Origin of the sequence: Vespertiliibacter pulmonis (assembly GCF_013377275.1) — a bacterium.
Classification (GTDB): Bacteria; Pseudomonadota; Gammaproteobacteria; order Enterobacterales; family Pasteurellaceae; genus Vespertiliibacter; species Vespertiliibacter pulmonis.
This window is the reverse complement of the sequence record NZ_CP016615.1, coordinates 1,340,392-1,354,134: the sequence shown is the minus strand read 5'-3', so window position 1 is coordinate 1,354,134 and position 13,743 is coordinate 1,340,392. Positions and strand designations below refer to the sequence as shown.

General features: G+C 36.5%; 14 protein-coding genes. 1 reads left to right on the top strand and 13 read right to left on the bottom strand.

Features of this window, described 5'->3' with window-relative positions:
- Positions 1-37: 37 nt before the first annotated feature.
- The 13 genes from A6B43_RS06635 to sppA form a co-directional block, all read right to left on the bottom strand.
- Positions 38-1,210, bottom strand: coding sequence for a phosphoglycerate kinase (locus A6B43_RS06635; RefSeq protein ID WP_124211054.1), 1,173 nt, complete (start codon positions 1,208-1,210; stop codon positions 38-40).
- Between the two features lie 185 nt (positions 1,211-1,395).
- Positions 1,396-2,778: a DASS family sodium-coupled anion symporter gene (locus A6B43_RS06630; RefSeq protein ID WP_124211055.1), complete on the bottom strand. Its 1,383-nt coding sequence runs from the start codon at positions 2,776-2,778 to the stop codon at positions 1,396-1,398.
- Between the two features lie 150 nt (positions 2,779-2,928).
- Positions 2,929-3,111: a heme exporter protein CcmD gene (ccmD, locus tag A6B43_RS06625; protein WP_124211056.1), complete on the bottom strand. Its 183-nt coding sequence runs from the start codon at positions 3,109-3,111 to the stop codon at positions 2,929-2,931.
- Positions 3,112-3,127: 16 nt separating this feature from the next.
- Positions 3,128-3,868: a heme ABC transporter permease gene (locus tag A6B43_RS06620; RefSeq protein WP_124211057.1), complete on the bottom strand. Its 741-nt coding sequence runs from the start codon at positions 3,866-3,868 to the stop codon at positions 3,128-3,130.
- Between the two features lie 56 nt (positions 3,869-3,924).
- Positions 3,925-4,587, bottom strand: coding sequence for a heme exporter protein CcmB (gene ccmB, locus A6B43_RS06615; protein WP_124211058.1), 663 nt, complete (start codon positions 4,585-4,587; stop codon positions 3,925-3,927).
- Position 4,588: 1 nt separating this feature from the next.
- Positions 4,589-5,224: a cytochrome c biogenesis heme-transporting ATPase CcmA gene (gene ccmA / locus A6B43_RS06610; protein WP_124211059.1), complete on the bottom strand. Its 636-nt coding sequence runs from the start codon at positions 5,222-5,224 to the stop codon at positions 4,589-4,591.
- Positions 5,225-5,935: a DnaA regulatory inactivator Hda gene (gene hda / locus A6B43_RS06605; RefSeq protein WP_124211060.1), complete on the bottom strand. Its 711-nt coding sequence runs from the start codon at positions 5,933-5,935 to the stop codon at positions 5,225-5,227.
- A gap of 161 nt (positions 5,936-6,096) precedes the next feature.
- Positions 6,097-6,786, bottom strand: coding sequence for a nicotinamide riboside transporter PnuC (pnuC, locus tag A6B43_RS06600; protein WP_124211061.1), 690 nt, complete (start codon positions 6,784-6,786; stop codon positions 6,097-6,099).
- A 124-nt stretch (positions 6,787-6,910) separates the two neighbouring features.
- Positions 6,911-7,528: a YfgM family protein gene (locus tag A6B43_RS06595; RefSeq protein ID WP_124211062.1), complete on the bottom strand. Its 618-nt coding sequence runs from the start codon at positions 7,526-7,528 to the stop codon at positions 6,911-6,913.
- Between the two features lie 2 nt (positions 7,529-7,530).
- Positions 7,531-8,826: a histidine--tRNA ligase gene (hisS, locus tag A6B43_RS06590; protein ID WP_124211063.1), complete on the bottom strand. Its 1,296-nt coding sequence runs from the start codon at positions 8,824-8,826 to the stop codon at positions 7,531-7,533.
- Positions 8,827-8,891: 65 nt separating this feature from the next.
- The gene (gene ispG, locus A6B43_RS06585; RefSeq protein WP_124211064.1) at positions 8,892-10,001 is read right to left on the bottom strand and encodes a flavodoxin-dependent (E)-4-hydroxy-3-methylbut-2-enyl-diphosphate synthase; all 1,110 of its coding nucleotides are present in this window, start codon (positions 9,999-10,001) and stop codon (positions 8,892-8,894) included.
- A 2-nt stretch (positions 10,002-10,003) separates the two neighbouring features.
- On the bottom strand, positions 10,004-11,026 hold the full coding sequence (locus A6B43_RS06580; protein WP_124211065.1) for a RodZ domain-containing protein: 1,023 nt from the start codon (positions 11,024-11,026) through the stop codon (positions 10,004-10,006).
- A 162-nt stretch (positions 11,027-11,188) separates the two neighbouring features.
- Entirely contained in the window at positions 11,189-13,060 is a 1,872-nt protein-coding gene (sppA, locus tag A6B43_RS06575; protein WP_124211066.1) for a signal peptide peptidase SppA, read from the bottom strand.
- Between the two features lie 108 nt (positions 13,061-13,168).
- On the opposite strand from sppA, the gene A6B43_RS06570 reads away from it, so the two are divergent.
- Positions 13,169-13,732 carry an NAD(P)H nitroreductase gene (locus tag A6B43_RS06570; RefSeq protein ID WP_124211067.1) on the top strand — a complete coding sequence of 188 codons (564 nt, stop codon included), beginning with the start codon at positions 13,169-13,171 and terminating at the stop codon, positions 13,730-13,732.
- Positions 13,733-13,743: the final 11 nt, after the last annotated feature.

The following is a 13,743-nucleotide window of genomic DNA, read 5'->3' as shown; positions in this document are numbered from 1 at the left end:
CACGTTTCCTTTTATTTGTTTAAGAATATGTCTCTAGTTAGCTATTTGCTCGTTTTTCAAGAATTTCAACTGCAGGTAACACTTTACCCTCTACAAATTCTAAAAATGCACCGCCACCAGTCGAAATATATGAAATTTTATCTGCAATTCCAAATAAATCAATTGCTGCAAGAGTATCACCGCCGCCTGCAATAGAAAATGCACCATTAGCTGTCGCATCTGCGATTGCATTAGCAACAATTTCTGTTCCTTTACGGAAATTTGGAAATTCAAATACGCCAACAGGCCCATTCCAAAGAATAGTTTTTGCGTTGCGAATAATTTCAGCAAGTTGTTCTGCAGATTTATCACCGATATCGAAAATAGATTCACCATCAACTACTGCATTGACTGCTTTTTCAGTTGCTACAGCAGTTTCAGAAAATTCAGTGCCAACACGCACATCAACAGGAACAGGAATATTAGTTTCTTTTGATAAACGTTGAGCTTCAGGAATCAAATCGGCTTCGTAAAGGGAATTACCTACATTATTTCCTTCAGCAGCAATGAAAGTATTTGCAATTCCACCACCAACAATAAGTTGATCTGCAATTTTTGAAAGAGAATCTAAAACAGTTAATTTAGTCGATACTTTTGAACCACCAACAATTGCCAACATTGGGCGTTGTGGTTCTTTTAATGCTTTACCTAATGCCTCTAATTCTGCGGCTAATAATGGTCCTGCACACGCAATAGGAGCATATTCAGCAACACCATAAGTGGAACCTTCTGCACGATGAGCTGTTCCAAATGCGTCCATCACAAAAATATCACATAATGCAGCATATTTTTTTGCTAGTTCAGGATCATTTTTCTTTTCGCCTTTATTAATACGGACATTTTCAAGAACAACAATTTCATTATCATTCACCTCAACGCCATCTAAATAATCACGAACTAAACGTACTGGAACATCTAAGGCTTCATTTAAATAATCCACCACGGGTTGTAATGAATTTGTCTCCTCAAATACGCCTTCTGTTGGACGACCTAAATGGGAAGTTACCATTACTTTTGCCCCTTTTTGTAACGCCAATTTCAAGGTAGGAATAGTAGCTCGAATACGAGCATCAGATGTAACTTTCCCATCTTTTACTGGTACATTCAAATCTGCACGAATAAAAAGACGTTTACCTGCAAGGTCAAGATCTGCCATTTTTTTTACGGACATAATAAAAATTCCTCTTTGACATAAAAATAAAACGGCGTGATTATATCAGCTTCCTATTCATTTGGGCGAACGTAAATTAAATTATTAACTATCTCATTGATCCCAGTTATAAAATTGGCTAGATAAATAAAAAATCAGACCGCCTACAAGCGGTCTGATTATTCCTAAATATTACAGCATTAAAATTATAACCAGAAAAGGTAGCCATAAGTAGCAATTACAAAAATACAAAGTAAGTTTAGCCAAATTCCTGCTCTAACCATTTCACGCTGTTTAACTTCACCTGTACCAAACACAATCGCATTTGGAGGTGTTGCTACTGGCAACATAAATGCACAGGAAGCGCCTAAACCAATAATTAAAGCTAAACCGACTGGTGGCATATTAAGTGCCTGAGCAATCGAGATAAAAATAGGTACTAATAATGCGGCACTTGCTGTATTTGAGGTAAATTCTGTTAAGAAAATAATGAAAGTTGCAACAATTAATGCAATTAGGTAAAAATGACCGCCTTGAATTAAAAAGACAATACCATCTGCCATTACTTTGCTTGCTCCCGTTTTTCCTAACACGGTGCTTAGCGTTAAACCACCGCCAAATAGCATTAACACGCCCCATTCAGTATTTTTTTGGATTTCTTCCCAACTAACGACACGAGCAATACATAATAATGCGGCTGCAACTAAAGCAATTACACTATCAAAACTCGTAATTTTTTTAATCCCTAACAAGTTTGAAATCAATGGGTTAAGCTGTTTACTGAAAATCCAACTCAAGGCAATCGCCACAAAAATAACAAGCGTAATAACACGGCTACGGCTCATCTCAATTTTATCGAAATCAAATTTAAACGTGCGATTTAAATTTGGCTTAAATACAACGTATAGTACGCCAATCATAAGTGGCATTAAAATTATCATTACTGGCAAGCCATAACCTAACCAATCAGCAAAGGTTAAATTCAAATTAGATGCCACAATATTATTCGGTGGGCTACCAACAACTGTCCCCATACCGCCAATACTCGCACTATATGCAATACCTAATAGTACAAAAACATAAGTATTATGCTCTTTTTCTCTATCTAATTTACTCAAAATTCCCATTGCAAGCGGTAACATCATTGCTGCTGTTGCTGTATTACTAATCCACATAGAAAGAAAAGCTGTTACACATAATAAATAAACAACAGCAAGAGACAGCTTACCTCTGGCTAAACGCATAATATTATTAGCAATCATTTGATCCAGTTTCTGAATATGCAGTGCTGCAGCCAAAGCAAAGCCACCAAAAAATAGAAAGATCGTTGGATCAGCAAAATTCACTAATGCTTCTTTAGAAGTTACGATGCCTAAAGCGATTGCTAGAATAGGAACTAATAATGCAGTAATAGTTACATGGAGTGCCTCTGTAAGCCAAAGCACCGCAACAAATGCTAATAGTGCCAAGCCTTTATTAGCTTGTGCATCAAACGGCAGAAATGCCAATAATCCAAAAAATAAAATGATATCAGCAATGAAGATTGTACTGTTTATCACTGTTCTGCGATTTGTATGATAATGATCCATACTCCCTCCCAATATTAAAATTTCACCCAATATAACAAAATTAATTTTTATTAGTATGAGTAAAAATGAAAACTGTGAGGCATCTCACACATTCACATAAAAAAACGGTAAGATTTTAACCTATCTTACCGCTTGTACCTATAATTTTTACTATTTTAAAGCTTCACGCTTTAGCTCTTTTTTTACTAATCTCAACGTTTGTTTAATTTCTCGTTTACTTTGCCATACAAGAAAAATACACACTAAAAATGTAATGCCATAGGAAAACCAAACATAAAAACTATATCCTCCCATCGCAAAAAAATCAGCCATTGAATCAAATTGAAAAGTCATTTTTGCTCCTAATATTTTATCGACTCTGTTGAGCAAGTACTTTTACCCACGGGCGTTTACGCTCGTCATAAACCAAAGCACTGCGATAACGTAACACACTAAGCCAAAGCATAAATAGCATTGTGCCTAAAATTGCAAGCAATAGTGGAATTAACATTTCAACTGCCATTGATGGCTTTGCAAATTTAGTAATAGTTGAACCTTGATGTAAGGTATTCCACCATTCTACTGAAAAATGAATAATGGGTAGATTAATTACCCCAACAATGGATAAAACGCCCGCTGCTTTTGCCCCCACTGTGCGATCTTGAAAAGCAGAATAGAGCGCAATTACCCCAATATATAGGAAAAATAGTACTAATGCTGAGGTTAAACGAGCGTCCCACACCCACCAAGTACCCCACATTGGTTTTCCCCAAACTGCACCTGTTATCAATGAAATCAATGCAAAAACCATTCCAATAGGAGCCATTGATATCATCGCTAAATGAGCTTGGCGAATTTGCCATACCAACGCAACGAGTGCAGCAACTGCCATTGAAGCATAGACTCCCATTGACCAAATGGCTGCAGGAACATGAATAAAAATAATACGGTAACTATCACCCTGTTGATAATCTTTTGGCGCAAAAGCCAGCCCCAAAGTTATTGCAATAGTAAGTAATACTAAACTCATTATGCCTAGCCACGGCTGCGCTTTACCTAACAAATGGTATTGAACCTCAGACTTTGCATATGGGTGTAACCATTTCCACATAAATATTCTCCAACAAATTGGCAAAAAAATAGATAACCTAACCGCTTGCCTTAACACTACTGCAAGCTAATTCTCAATGCCCCAGCAATTGCATAGGGGGAAAAAGTTAACGCTAATACTAGCATTGCGCCTAAAATAGCTAATTGCCCTGTATAGCTTAAATTCAATGTTGCTGCCTCTAGCACAGATGCAGCAAAAATCAATACGGGAAGAAATAACGGCAAAATCAACAAACTCAATAAAATTCCGCCTTTACGCAACCCTACGGTAAGGGCAACACCAATCGCTCCTAAACAACTTAAAATGGGTGTGCCTAATAATAAAGTAAGCACTAATGCCCACCATACCTCAATGTCAAGGGAAAGTAACACTGCTGTAATTGGAGACAGTAAAATAAGCGGTAAGCCCGTTAATAACCAATGGGCTATAACTTTTGCTAATGCAACTTGGGATAGCCCTGTGGGTAATATTAAGAGTTGTTCTAACGTTCCATCTAAATAATCATCTCTAAAAAGTCGTTCGAAAGAGAGCAAAGCCGATAAAACAGCTGCAACCCAAGCTACACCAGTTGCAATTTTACCTAATAAGGTTGGGTTTGGTCCGATTAAAAGTGGAAACATTGTGATAATAATCAAAAAAAACCAAAGAGGGTTTAAAATTTCAGCAGGCTTACGAAAAGCTATTTTAAGTTCTCGCTGAATAATCGTTAGTAAAATCATTTTATACCTTAAATTGATCAAGAGAAATATAATGTAACCCTTCACTTTTCACTGTTTGATGGCTAGTTAAAATAACCATTCCACCCTGCTGACAATGCTGCTCAATATGAGTAATCAATTCTGCTACTCCTTTTTTATCAATCGCATTAAAAGGCTCGTCTAGTACCCATAAATGAGCCTGTGTAAGCCAAAGTTTAGCTAATGCCACACGGCGTTGCTGACCCGCTGAAAGATGAAAACAAGGTAAATCTTCTCTCCCAATAAGCGATACTTTAGATAACGCATTCCAAATAACATCATCATTGGCAGGTAAATTATATAATTTTTGATAAAAACATAAATTTTCCCACGCTGAAAGTTCAGGTTTAACGCCTGCATTATGACCAAGGTAAAATAGGTTTGAATAATAGCTTTCTCTCTGTTTTTGAATTGACGTGTCATTCCATAAAATTTTACCTTTTACTGGCACAGAAAGCCCAACAATCATTCTCAAAAGGCTTGTTTTACCTATGCCATTATGCCCTTCAACTTGCCAGCACTGCCCATTTTCCACCTGTAAATTACAGCCTTCAAACAAACGTGTTTCACCACGCTCACACGCAATATCCAATAAAGTTAATTGATTTTTATTATACATTTATAATGCTAAAACCTCTTTGACAAAGGGAATGGTTAATTTACGTTTTGCCTGTAAAGATGCACGATCAAGGAGATCAATTTTACTAATCAATGTCTGTAATTCACGATCAAGTCGCTTAAAAAGGAAATTAGCCACATCATCACTCAATTCAAATCCTTTATTACGAGCATATTGAATTAGAATGCTGATCTTCTGATCATCACTAAGATCATCTAAACGATATACTTCCCCCCAAGTTAAGCGAGAACGTAAATCGGGCAATTCAATTTTAAGTTGATGAGGAGGACAATTCGCACTAATTATCAATAAGGTTTTGTGCCCTTGGTTAAATAACCCTTGCTGTTCACGGATCTGATTAAATAAATTAAAAATTGCCAATTCCCACTCAGGATCGCCCATAATAGCTTGTAGATCATCAAGACATACCACATCTAGCTGTTCAACATTATCAAGCACACTGGCAGAAAAATAGTGCGATTTTTCCAAAGGAATATAGCTGGCTGTACGTTGCTCAATTAAAAAATGGTTAATAATTGCTTTAAGTAAATGACTTTTACCACTACTTTTCCCTCCCCAAATATAGAAAAATGGCTGGTTTACTTCAGAAAAATTTTGGTATAGAGAATCTAACAACAATAAATTGTTGCCTGAATAGAAATTTTCAAACGTTTCATCATCAACTTGATGAATAGGTAATGATAGTTGCAAGGTTTAAAAATACTTGGGGAAATTTAGATACAGAATAACGGAAAAAATGGCTATTGAGAAGATCTAGCATTGATTTAGAACAACTTTTCACTGATACAAGCGGTAAGATTATCACCAAAATTTGCAATTTATCTGCATAATCTTACCGCTTGATCACTTTCTTAATTTTTTGCTTTTTGTAATTTTATCCAGTTGTAATAGCCATACACTGAATTTAGCAAATAAGCAGAGTACATAAGGTACATTGACGTATTATCTGCCCAAAGAATAATAGATAGCACATTCAATAAAATCCATAGCAACCACTGCTCACGATAACGCAATAACATTAAGGCTTGCGCTGCCACAACTATAATCGTTGTTAAACCGTCTAATCCAGTAGAGCTTCCGCCTGCCGCATTCAATATTTGAACAAAGATTAATGTTCCAACTGTCATTAATGCAACAACAAGAATTGCGCCTTTTATACTCAAAGACTTAACGATAACAGTATCTGCTCCAGACTCTTTCTGCATATTTTGTTTCCAAAGGAAATAGCCGATAAATTGAGCAGGAATATAAACATATAACGTTGTATTCATTTCCCCGAGATAGTTCGCTCCCCAAGAAACATAGAAGTAACTATATGCAAAAATTAGCCCAAATAAATAGTTACTGATTTTTCCTTTAGTAATAAATACATTACAGACAAGCCCAGAGATACCCGCAATCATTCCTAACACAGAATCAGGGTTATAAATATAGACACCAATTTGTAAGGCAATAAATAAGAAAAGCCAAATAACTTCGAATGGCTTCCAGCCATCTAAAAATTCGTGTTTAAGTTGTTGCACGATCTGCGTTGAATTCATAGAAACTCCAAAATATTTATATTTAACCGCAATATTATCGCCTGTTCATTAAAAACTTTCACAAGTACATTTTATTTCTGTGATCTTATTCACAAAAAAGCGACCTTTAGGTCGCTTTTTTACATCATAAATTATTCAATCGAATATCAATCAATACTTTTTCCTGCTCTGTAGCATTTATTTTAGCTTGTTCATATACTGCTTTTGCAGCCTCTTTATCAGCTTTAGCAACGAATAAATCCCCAGTTAAAATTTGCTTACGCAACTGCCACGCTTTATCTTGTACTTTTTCCAAGACAGACAAAGCGCTATCAAAATTACCCAGTTGATACTCTACCAAAGCCAAACGAAAACGAATAATGTTTTGCAATGTTGTATCTTCTGTGGCTAACAATGCTTGTTCTAATTGCGTTTTAGCTCCTGAAAAATCAGCTTTTTCTACTTGCTGTTTTGCTAATTCCAGTTGAGCTAAAACGGCATAAGCACTTTTATTTTCGCTGATAAATTTATCTACAAGCGGTGCGTTTTTCGTAGGATTTTGTAAATAATTTTCAATCACTTGCTGATAATTTTCTGAGGTCTGTACAGCAACATCAATTTGGTGCTTTTTCCAATACTGCCAACCAAAACTTGCTCCAGAAATTACACAAATAGCTAATAAAATCGGCATTCCATTCTTTTTAAACCAATTTTTAGCTTCGTTAAATTGTTGCTCTTCCGTACTATTGTAATAATCACTCATTATTATTTCTCCTCAAAATAGGGCGCTAAAACTGTTGTTAAGTCAGCCTGTGCAACAGTAATTTGGTCTAAATTGCCTGATAGATCTTTGATAACAACGGTTTTATCTAACACTTCACTTTCGCCAAGCACCAACGCAATTTTTGCTCCTAATTTATCTGCTCGTTTAAATTGTTTTTTGAAATTACCGCCACTCGTATGTAGCATTATACGTCTATTTGGAAATGCGGTTCTAAGATTTTCCGCAAGCTCAAAAGCGGCTGCAGTTGTCCCCTCTCCCGAATAAATCACATAAACCTCTACGCTTCGTGGTAACACAATATTTGGATTAACTTCTTGCACTAATAACACTAAACGCTCTAGCCCCATAGCAAAGCCAACACCTGATGTAGCGTGTCCGCCAAGTTGCTCGACTAAGCCATCATAACGCCCACCACCACAAACTGTACCTTGTGCCCCTAACGCTGTTGTTACCCATTCAAATACTGTTTTATTATAGTAATCTAAACCACGCACTAACTTTTGATTGACTTCATAAGCAATACCCATTTGATCTAAAATTTCACATAATTTTGCGAAATGTGCTTTAGATTCTTCGTCAAGAAAATCATGTAGTTTCGGTGCGTTATTTAGCACTTCTTGTAAGGCTTGGTTTTTAGTATCTAAAATACGCAATGGATTAGTTGTTAAACGGCGTTCACTATCTGGATCTTGCTTTAATACATCTAGGTGTTGTTGTAAAAAAGCCACTAACGCCTCACGGTATTTTGTTCGTACTTCTAAACCGCCAATTGAGTTTATTTGCAGTGTAACCTGTTGGTGAATGCCTAATTTTTTCCATAAACATGCGGTTAAAATAATTAGTTCCGCATCCGCCTCTGCATTAGGAATGCCAAAAATTTCTACCCCAGCTTGGTGAAATTGACGATAGCGCCCTTTTTGTGGACGTTCATAACGAAACATTGGACCGATATACCATAAACGCTGTTCTTGATTATAAATCCAACCGTGTTCAATCGCTGCTCGTACACAACCTGCCGTTCCTTCAGGACGTAACGTAAAACTTTCACTCGCTTCTTCATCACGAGAAAACGTGAACATCTCTTTTTCTACAATATCTGTTGCTTCGCCCACGCCACGCTTAAATAGATTTGTTGATTCCATTATTGGGCTACGAATTTCATTGTAACCATAACTTGCAAAGGTATTACGAATCTGCTCTTCTACCCATTGCCATAACGGCGTATCTGTTGGGGAAGCATCATTCATACCACGCAATGCTTTAATTATTTTTGACATTATTTATATTCCTAAATCGTCTTAAAATTATTTACTTTCTACTTATAAACTTATACAAGAAATGGCTAAACTTGAGCAACATCAATACGATTATGTTCATTTGCAATTCTGGCACGGATTTTAGCTTCAAGCTGGTCGATCAATTTATCATTATCAAACCGCTCTTTCTGACGCACTCCATCAAGGTAAAAACCACTCATTTTATTACTACCTGTTACACCAAGATCAGACACTAATGCTTCGCCTGGGCCATTCACCACACAACCAATAATTGAGACGTCCATTGGGGTAATAATATCTTCCAATCGCTGTTCTAAAGCATTAACAGTTCCAATCACATCAAATTCTTGACGTGAGCAAGTTGGACAAGCAATAAAGTTGATCCCTCGAGAGCGTACTCGTAACGATTTCAGAATATCAAAGCCTACTTTAATTTCCTCAACTGGATCTGCTGCTAGCGAAACTCTAAGCGTATCGCCAATACCTTCCGAAATCAACAATCCTAAACCAATTGCTGATTTTACCGCTCCTGCTCTTGCACCACCAGCTTCTGTAATACCTAAATGGATAGGTTGTTTAATTGCCTTAGCTAGCAAGCGGTAAGATTCTACCGCTAAAAAAACATCGGAGGCTTTAACACTAACCTTAAACTGCTCAAAATTAAGACGATCTAAAATCTCAACATGACGTAAAGCAGATTCCAATAAAGCTTCTGGTGTAGGTTCACCAAATTTTTCTTGAATATCTTTTTCTAATGAGCCAGCGTTTACCCCAATTCGAATAGGAATATTTTTATCACGAGCGCAATCTACCACTGCACGAATACGCTCTTCTTTACCAATGTTACCTGGGTTTATTCGTAAACAATCAACACCATATTCTGCTACTTTTAATGCAATGCGGTAATCAAAATGAATATCCGCAACAAGCGGTACATTTACTTGTTGCTTAATCAATTTAAAGGCTTCTGCCGCATCCATTGTTGGCACAGAAACTCGCACAATATCAGCCCCAACACGTTCTAGAGCTTTAATTTGCGCTACAGTTGCTTCGACATCTGTGGTACGAGTATTTGTCATTGACTGTACCGCAATAGGCGCATCACCGCCGACAGGAACATTGCCCACAAAAATTTGTGTTGATTTACGGCGTTTAATTGGTGGTTCTTTCAACATTTTTAATTCGCTAAAGGAAGTTTAAAACGTGCAACACGACCATCGATTTTTAATGGTACTTGTTGCCCTTTATAATAAATTTTGACATTCGCAGGTGCTCCTACAGTTAAACGATACTGTTCATTGCCATTAAACGTCAATACTTCACCTGCATTATATAATTTTTCTGCTAATTTTTTATTTTTTACGCCACGCACAGTAATCCAACTTGCTGCATTTGTAATTTCAATACGTAGCTCATCATTACCAACTGCTTGTGCTGTAGTATCAGTATTAGCATCATCTGGTTTAGCTTGCGTATTTTCCTCAATCGTTGGTTGTTGCAATACATTAACAGGCTCAGAACTTACCGCTTGAACAGATTGCTCATTCGTTGTTTTTACTTCAACAGGAATATCTACTGCTTGCCCAACATTTGGCTGAATAGCGACACTCGACATCTCATTATTATTCGCTAAAGAATTTGCATCATTATTTTGCGTATTCTCTGGCGTTGATGAAGCTTGAGAAACCTCTTGTGAATTTAGTGCAACAGGTAACTCAACACTATTTTCTACTGCATTCTCTGCAGGTATGACTTCCACAACATTACTAACTAATTCTGCGCTACTTGCCTGCTCCTTTTTATGTTCCTGCCACCACCACGCTAGTGTCATACCAATTGCAGCCAATAAAATGATCCACGTTAGCCATTTTACCCAGCGAGTTTGTGATTTTTGATTATTTTTAACAGGAATAGAGGTAGTAACTGTACGTTTTACTTCTTTAGGAATAGTTACTTCTCCATAATTAACTGTACTTACTAGTTCTTCAGGCAAACGTAGAAAACGTAAATAGTTGCGAACATAGCCTCGCATAAACGTAGGAGGAACGTTAGGCAGGATAAAAATATCCTCTTCAATCGCCTCAAGATGTGCTTTCTTTAAGTTTGTTTTTTGTGCAACATCTGTAATAGAAAGATTCAGTGCTTCACGTGCATTTTTAAGCTGTTGCCCAATAGAGAGCATTTCCGTAGTATCCGTCATGGTTATTAATATCTAAGTGAAAAAATTGCTAGGAAGTTTAAAGGGCTATGAACTATTTTGCAATCTCGAATGTATGATCTTTAAAAATTTACATCTAAGCAAGCGGTTAGATTAGCAAAATTTTTGCATAATCCGACCGCTTGTTAAGTTTTAATTCACAGATTATTTAACGGTTCCGCAATTCAAACAATATAAATACGTCTGTTTTGGATCATTAAATTTAGTGAGTAAATCTGTGCTTTTTTGCAGAGATTTTGAATCTGATAAGCCTAAATATTGGGTTAGTTTTATATTTGCACTAATATGCATATTAAAATCTCGCATTATTTGGCTTATTAAGTCATTATCCTGTTCAACAAACCACTGGGTAACAAACTGTGATATTGGCTCTTTACCATTTTTTTGACATTGCTGATTAACCAATGTTGTAACGGCTTGATACGCCGTATCAAAATCACCAAGCTCATCAACTAAACCTTTTTTTAAGGCCGTTTCACCCAACCAGACTTGGCCTTGAGCAACTTTATCCACCTCTGACTTACTCATTTTTCGCCCACTACTTACAAGGGTTAAGAAACGATCATAGCCATTTTCAATACTAATTTGAATAATCTCACCTTGCTCTTTAGAAAGCGTTTTGAACCCAACTGCTTGAGCTAATGGCGAAGTGCTAATACCATCTTGCGATATTCCAAGATTTTTAGCCGCTTTCTCATAGCTAACAGCCAAACCAAAAATACCAATTGAACCCGTTAATGTATTTGGACTAGCAATAATTTTATCACTTGTTGCCGCAATCCAATATCCACCAGATGCTGCCATTCCGCCCATTGATGCAACTACAGGCTTTCCTGATCCTTGAATAGCTGCAACTTCTTGACGAATTAACTCCGATGCTGTCGCACTTCCCCCTGGGCTGTTAATACGCAAAATAACCCCTTTAACGTCATTATCTTCACGAGCTTTTCGTAATAATTCAACAATAGTTTGGCTACCAGCATTCCCATTATCACTCTTCCCCCAAGTAATTTCACCTTCTACATTGATGACCGCAATTTTATCTTTCCCTTTCACCTTGAAACGATCAGGTAGGCTTTCTACATAATCTAAAAAATCAATATGATTAAATTCACCGTCTGTATCTTTGCCAAATTTATTAAGTAACATTTGATGGATCTTCTGATCAGTCATCAGCTCCGTAACTAGATTACGGTTTAAAACATATTGGGCATCATCGCCCTTTGCTAGCTTATATTGCTCAATATATTGAGAAATATCAGGCAATACTTGTCCAACTGGAATATGCCGGTTTTCTGCAACTTTTGTTTTAAAATTTTTCCATAATGTACTTAGCCATAAATTCGCATTTTCTTTTGCTTCTGGCGACATATCATTACGTAAAAAAGGCTCAACAGCAGATTTATAAGTCCCAACTCGGAAAATATGTGGTACAACATCAATTTTTTCTAACAATGATTTAAAATACAGTGTGGAATAATTTAAACCGTGTAAATCTACAAAACCTGCCTTATTTAGATAAATTTTATCCGCAAAACTCGCTAAAAAATATTGTGATTGGCTGTAACTTTCTCCTACTGCAATAACTTCTTTATTCTTGCTTTTAAAATTTTCAATCGCTTTACCAATAAATTCTAAAGAAGCAAAATCACCTCCGTCAAAATTGCGGAGATCTAACACAAGTCCTGTTATTTTTTCATCGTTTTGTGCTTTATCTATTGCTCTTACAACATCAAACGTAGAAATTTTGCTTGGTGTTCTCTCACCACCCAATTTAGATCGGACCAAACGATTAAACTGACCAAACTCATCGTGATTATCAGCTAAGTAGCCGTCTAAATCCAAACGTAATGCCCCTTTTTGAAATTCGGTTACTTTTGTTGCCTCTGAATCTCCACTCTGTAATAAAGAAACAAAAACAAAACAGACCATAACAAATAATACAAAAAATAGGCTTAGAACAAACTCTCGAATACACCTAAATACCCGATAAATTAACTTAAAAATAGCTAACATAACACCCTCATTAGAAAGGAAAATTCTATACTAAACTACCATAAAACAGCCCTAAATTTAACAAAATATGCTATTCTCTCGCACAATTTTTTTAAGAAGGTACGCCCAATGGATTCGTTATATTTATTACAGCACCGTCGCTCTAGTAAAAAATTCGGCACTATTGCCCCAAATCGTGAACAGCTTGAGAATATTTTAAAAGCAGGATTACGTGCACCAGACCACGGCAAGCTAAAACCCTACCATTTTGTTGTAATTGAAAAAAGCGGAATGCCTATATTTCACAAAATGCTCTCAAACGTGATTGAAGAATTCGATCTAGATGAAGAATTATATAAAAAAGCAAAAAAACTTAGTGAACGAGCGCCAATGGTCATCGGTGTAGTTGCTAAAATTACAAAAGATATTGCTAAAGTACCCGCTTGGGAACAAATGATCACCGCAGGCTGCGCCACTTATGCAATGCAATTAGCGGCTAATGCTCAAGGGTTTGAAACCTGTTGGATTAGTAATAAATGGATCAATGGTTCAACCATACGTCAAGCCTTTAATTGCAATGAATGTGATAAAATCATCGCTCTTTTGATGATTGGCTCTCCTCAAGAAGAAAAAGAAATTACCCTAGCAAGCCAAACCGAAGCAATCGGTGATTTTGTCAGTTATATTAGATAAAAGAGCAGAAA

Coding starts and splice junctions, on each gene's coding strand:
- ispG (WP_124211064.1), bottom strand. CDS start 10,001: ATGTTGAAAGAACCACCAATTAAACGCCGTAAATCAACACAAATTTTT.
- ccmA (WP_124211059.1), bottom strand. CDS start 5,224: ATGTATAATAAAAATCAATTAACTTTATTGGATATTGCGTGTGAGCGT.
- pnuC (WP_124211061.1), bottom strand. CDS start 6,786: ATGAATTCAACGCAGATCGTGCAACAACTTAAACACGAATTTTTAGAT.
- A6B43_RS06570 (WP_124211067.1), top strand. CDS start 13,169: ATGGATTCGTTATATTTATTACAGCACCGTCGCTCTAGTAAAAAATTC.
- A6B43_RS06580 (WP_124211065.1), bottom strand. CDS start 11,026: ATGACGGATACTACGGAAATGCTCTCTATTGGGCAACAGCTTAAAAAT.
- sppA (WP_124211066.1), bottom strand. CDS start 13,060: ATGTTAGCTATTTTTAAGTTAATTTATCGGGTATTTAGGTGTATTCGA.
- ccmB (WP_124211058.1), bottom strand. CDS start 4,587: ATGATTTTACTAACGATTATTCAGCGAGAACTTAAAATAGCTTTTCGT.
- A6B43_RS06620 (WP_124211057.1), bottom strand. CDS start 3,868: ATGTGGAAATGGTTACACCCATATGCAAAGTCTGAGGTTCAATACCAT.
- A6B43_RS06595 (WP_124211062.1), bottom strand. CDS start 7,528: ATGAGTGATTATTACAATAGTACGGAAGAGCAACAATTTAACGAAGCT.
- A6B43_RS06630 (WP_124211055.1), bottom strand. CDS start 2,778: ATGGATCATTATCATACAAATCGCAGAACAGTGATAAACAGTACAATC.
- ccmD (WP_124211056.1), bottom strand. CDS start 3,111: ATGACTTTTCAATTTGATTCAATGGCTGATTTTTTTGCGATGGGAGGA.
- hisS (WP_124211063.1), bottom strand. CDS start 8,826: ATGTCAAAAATAATTAAAGCATTGCGTGGTATGAATGATGCTTCCCCA.
- A6B43_RS06635 (WP_124211054.1), bottom strand. CDS start 1,210: ATGTCCGTAAAAAAAATGGCAGATCTTGACCTTGCAGGTAAACGTCTT.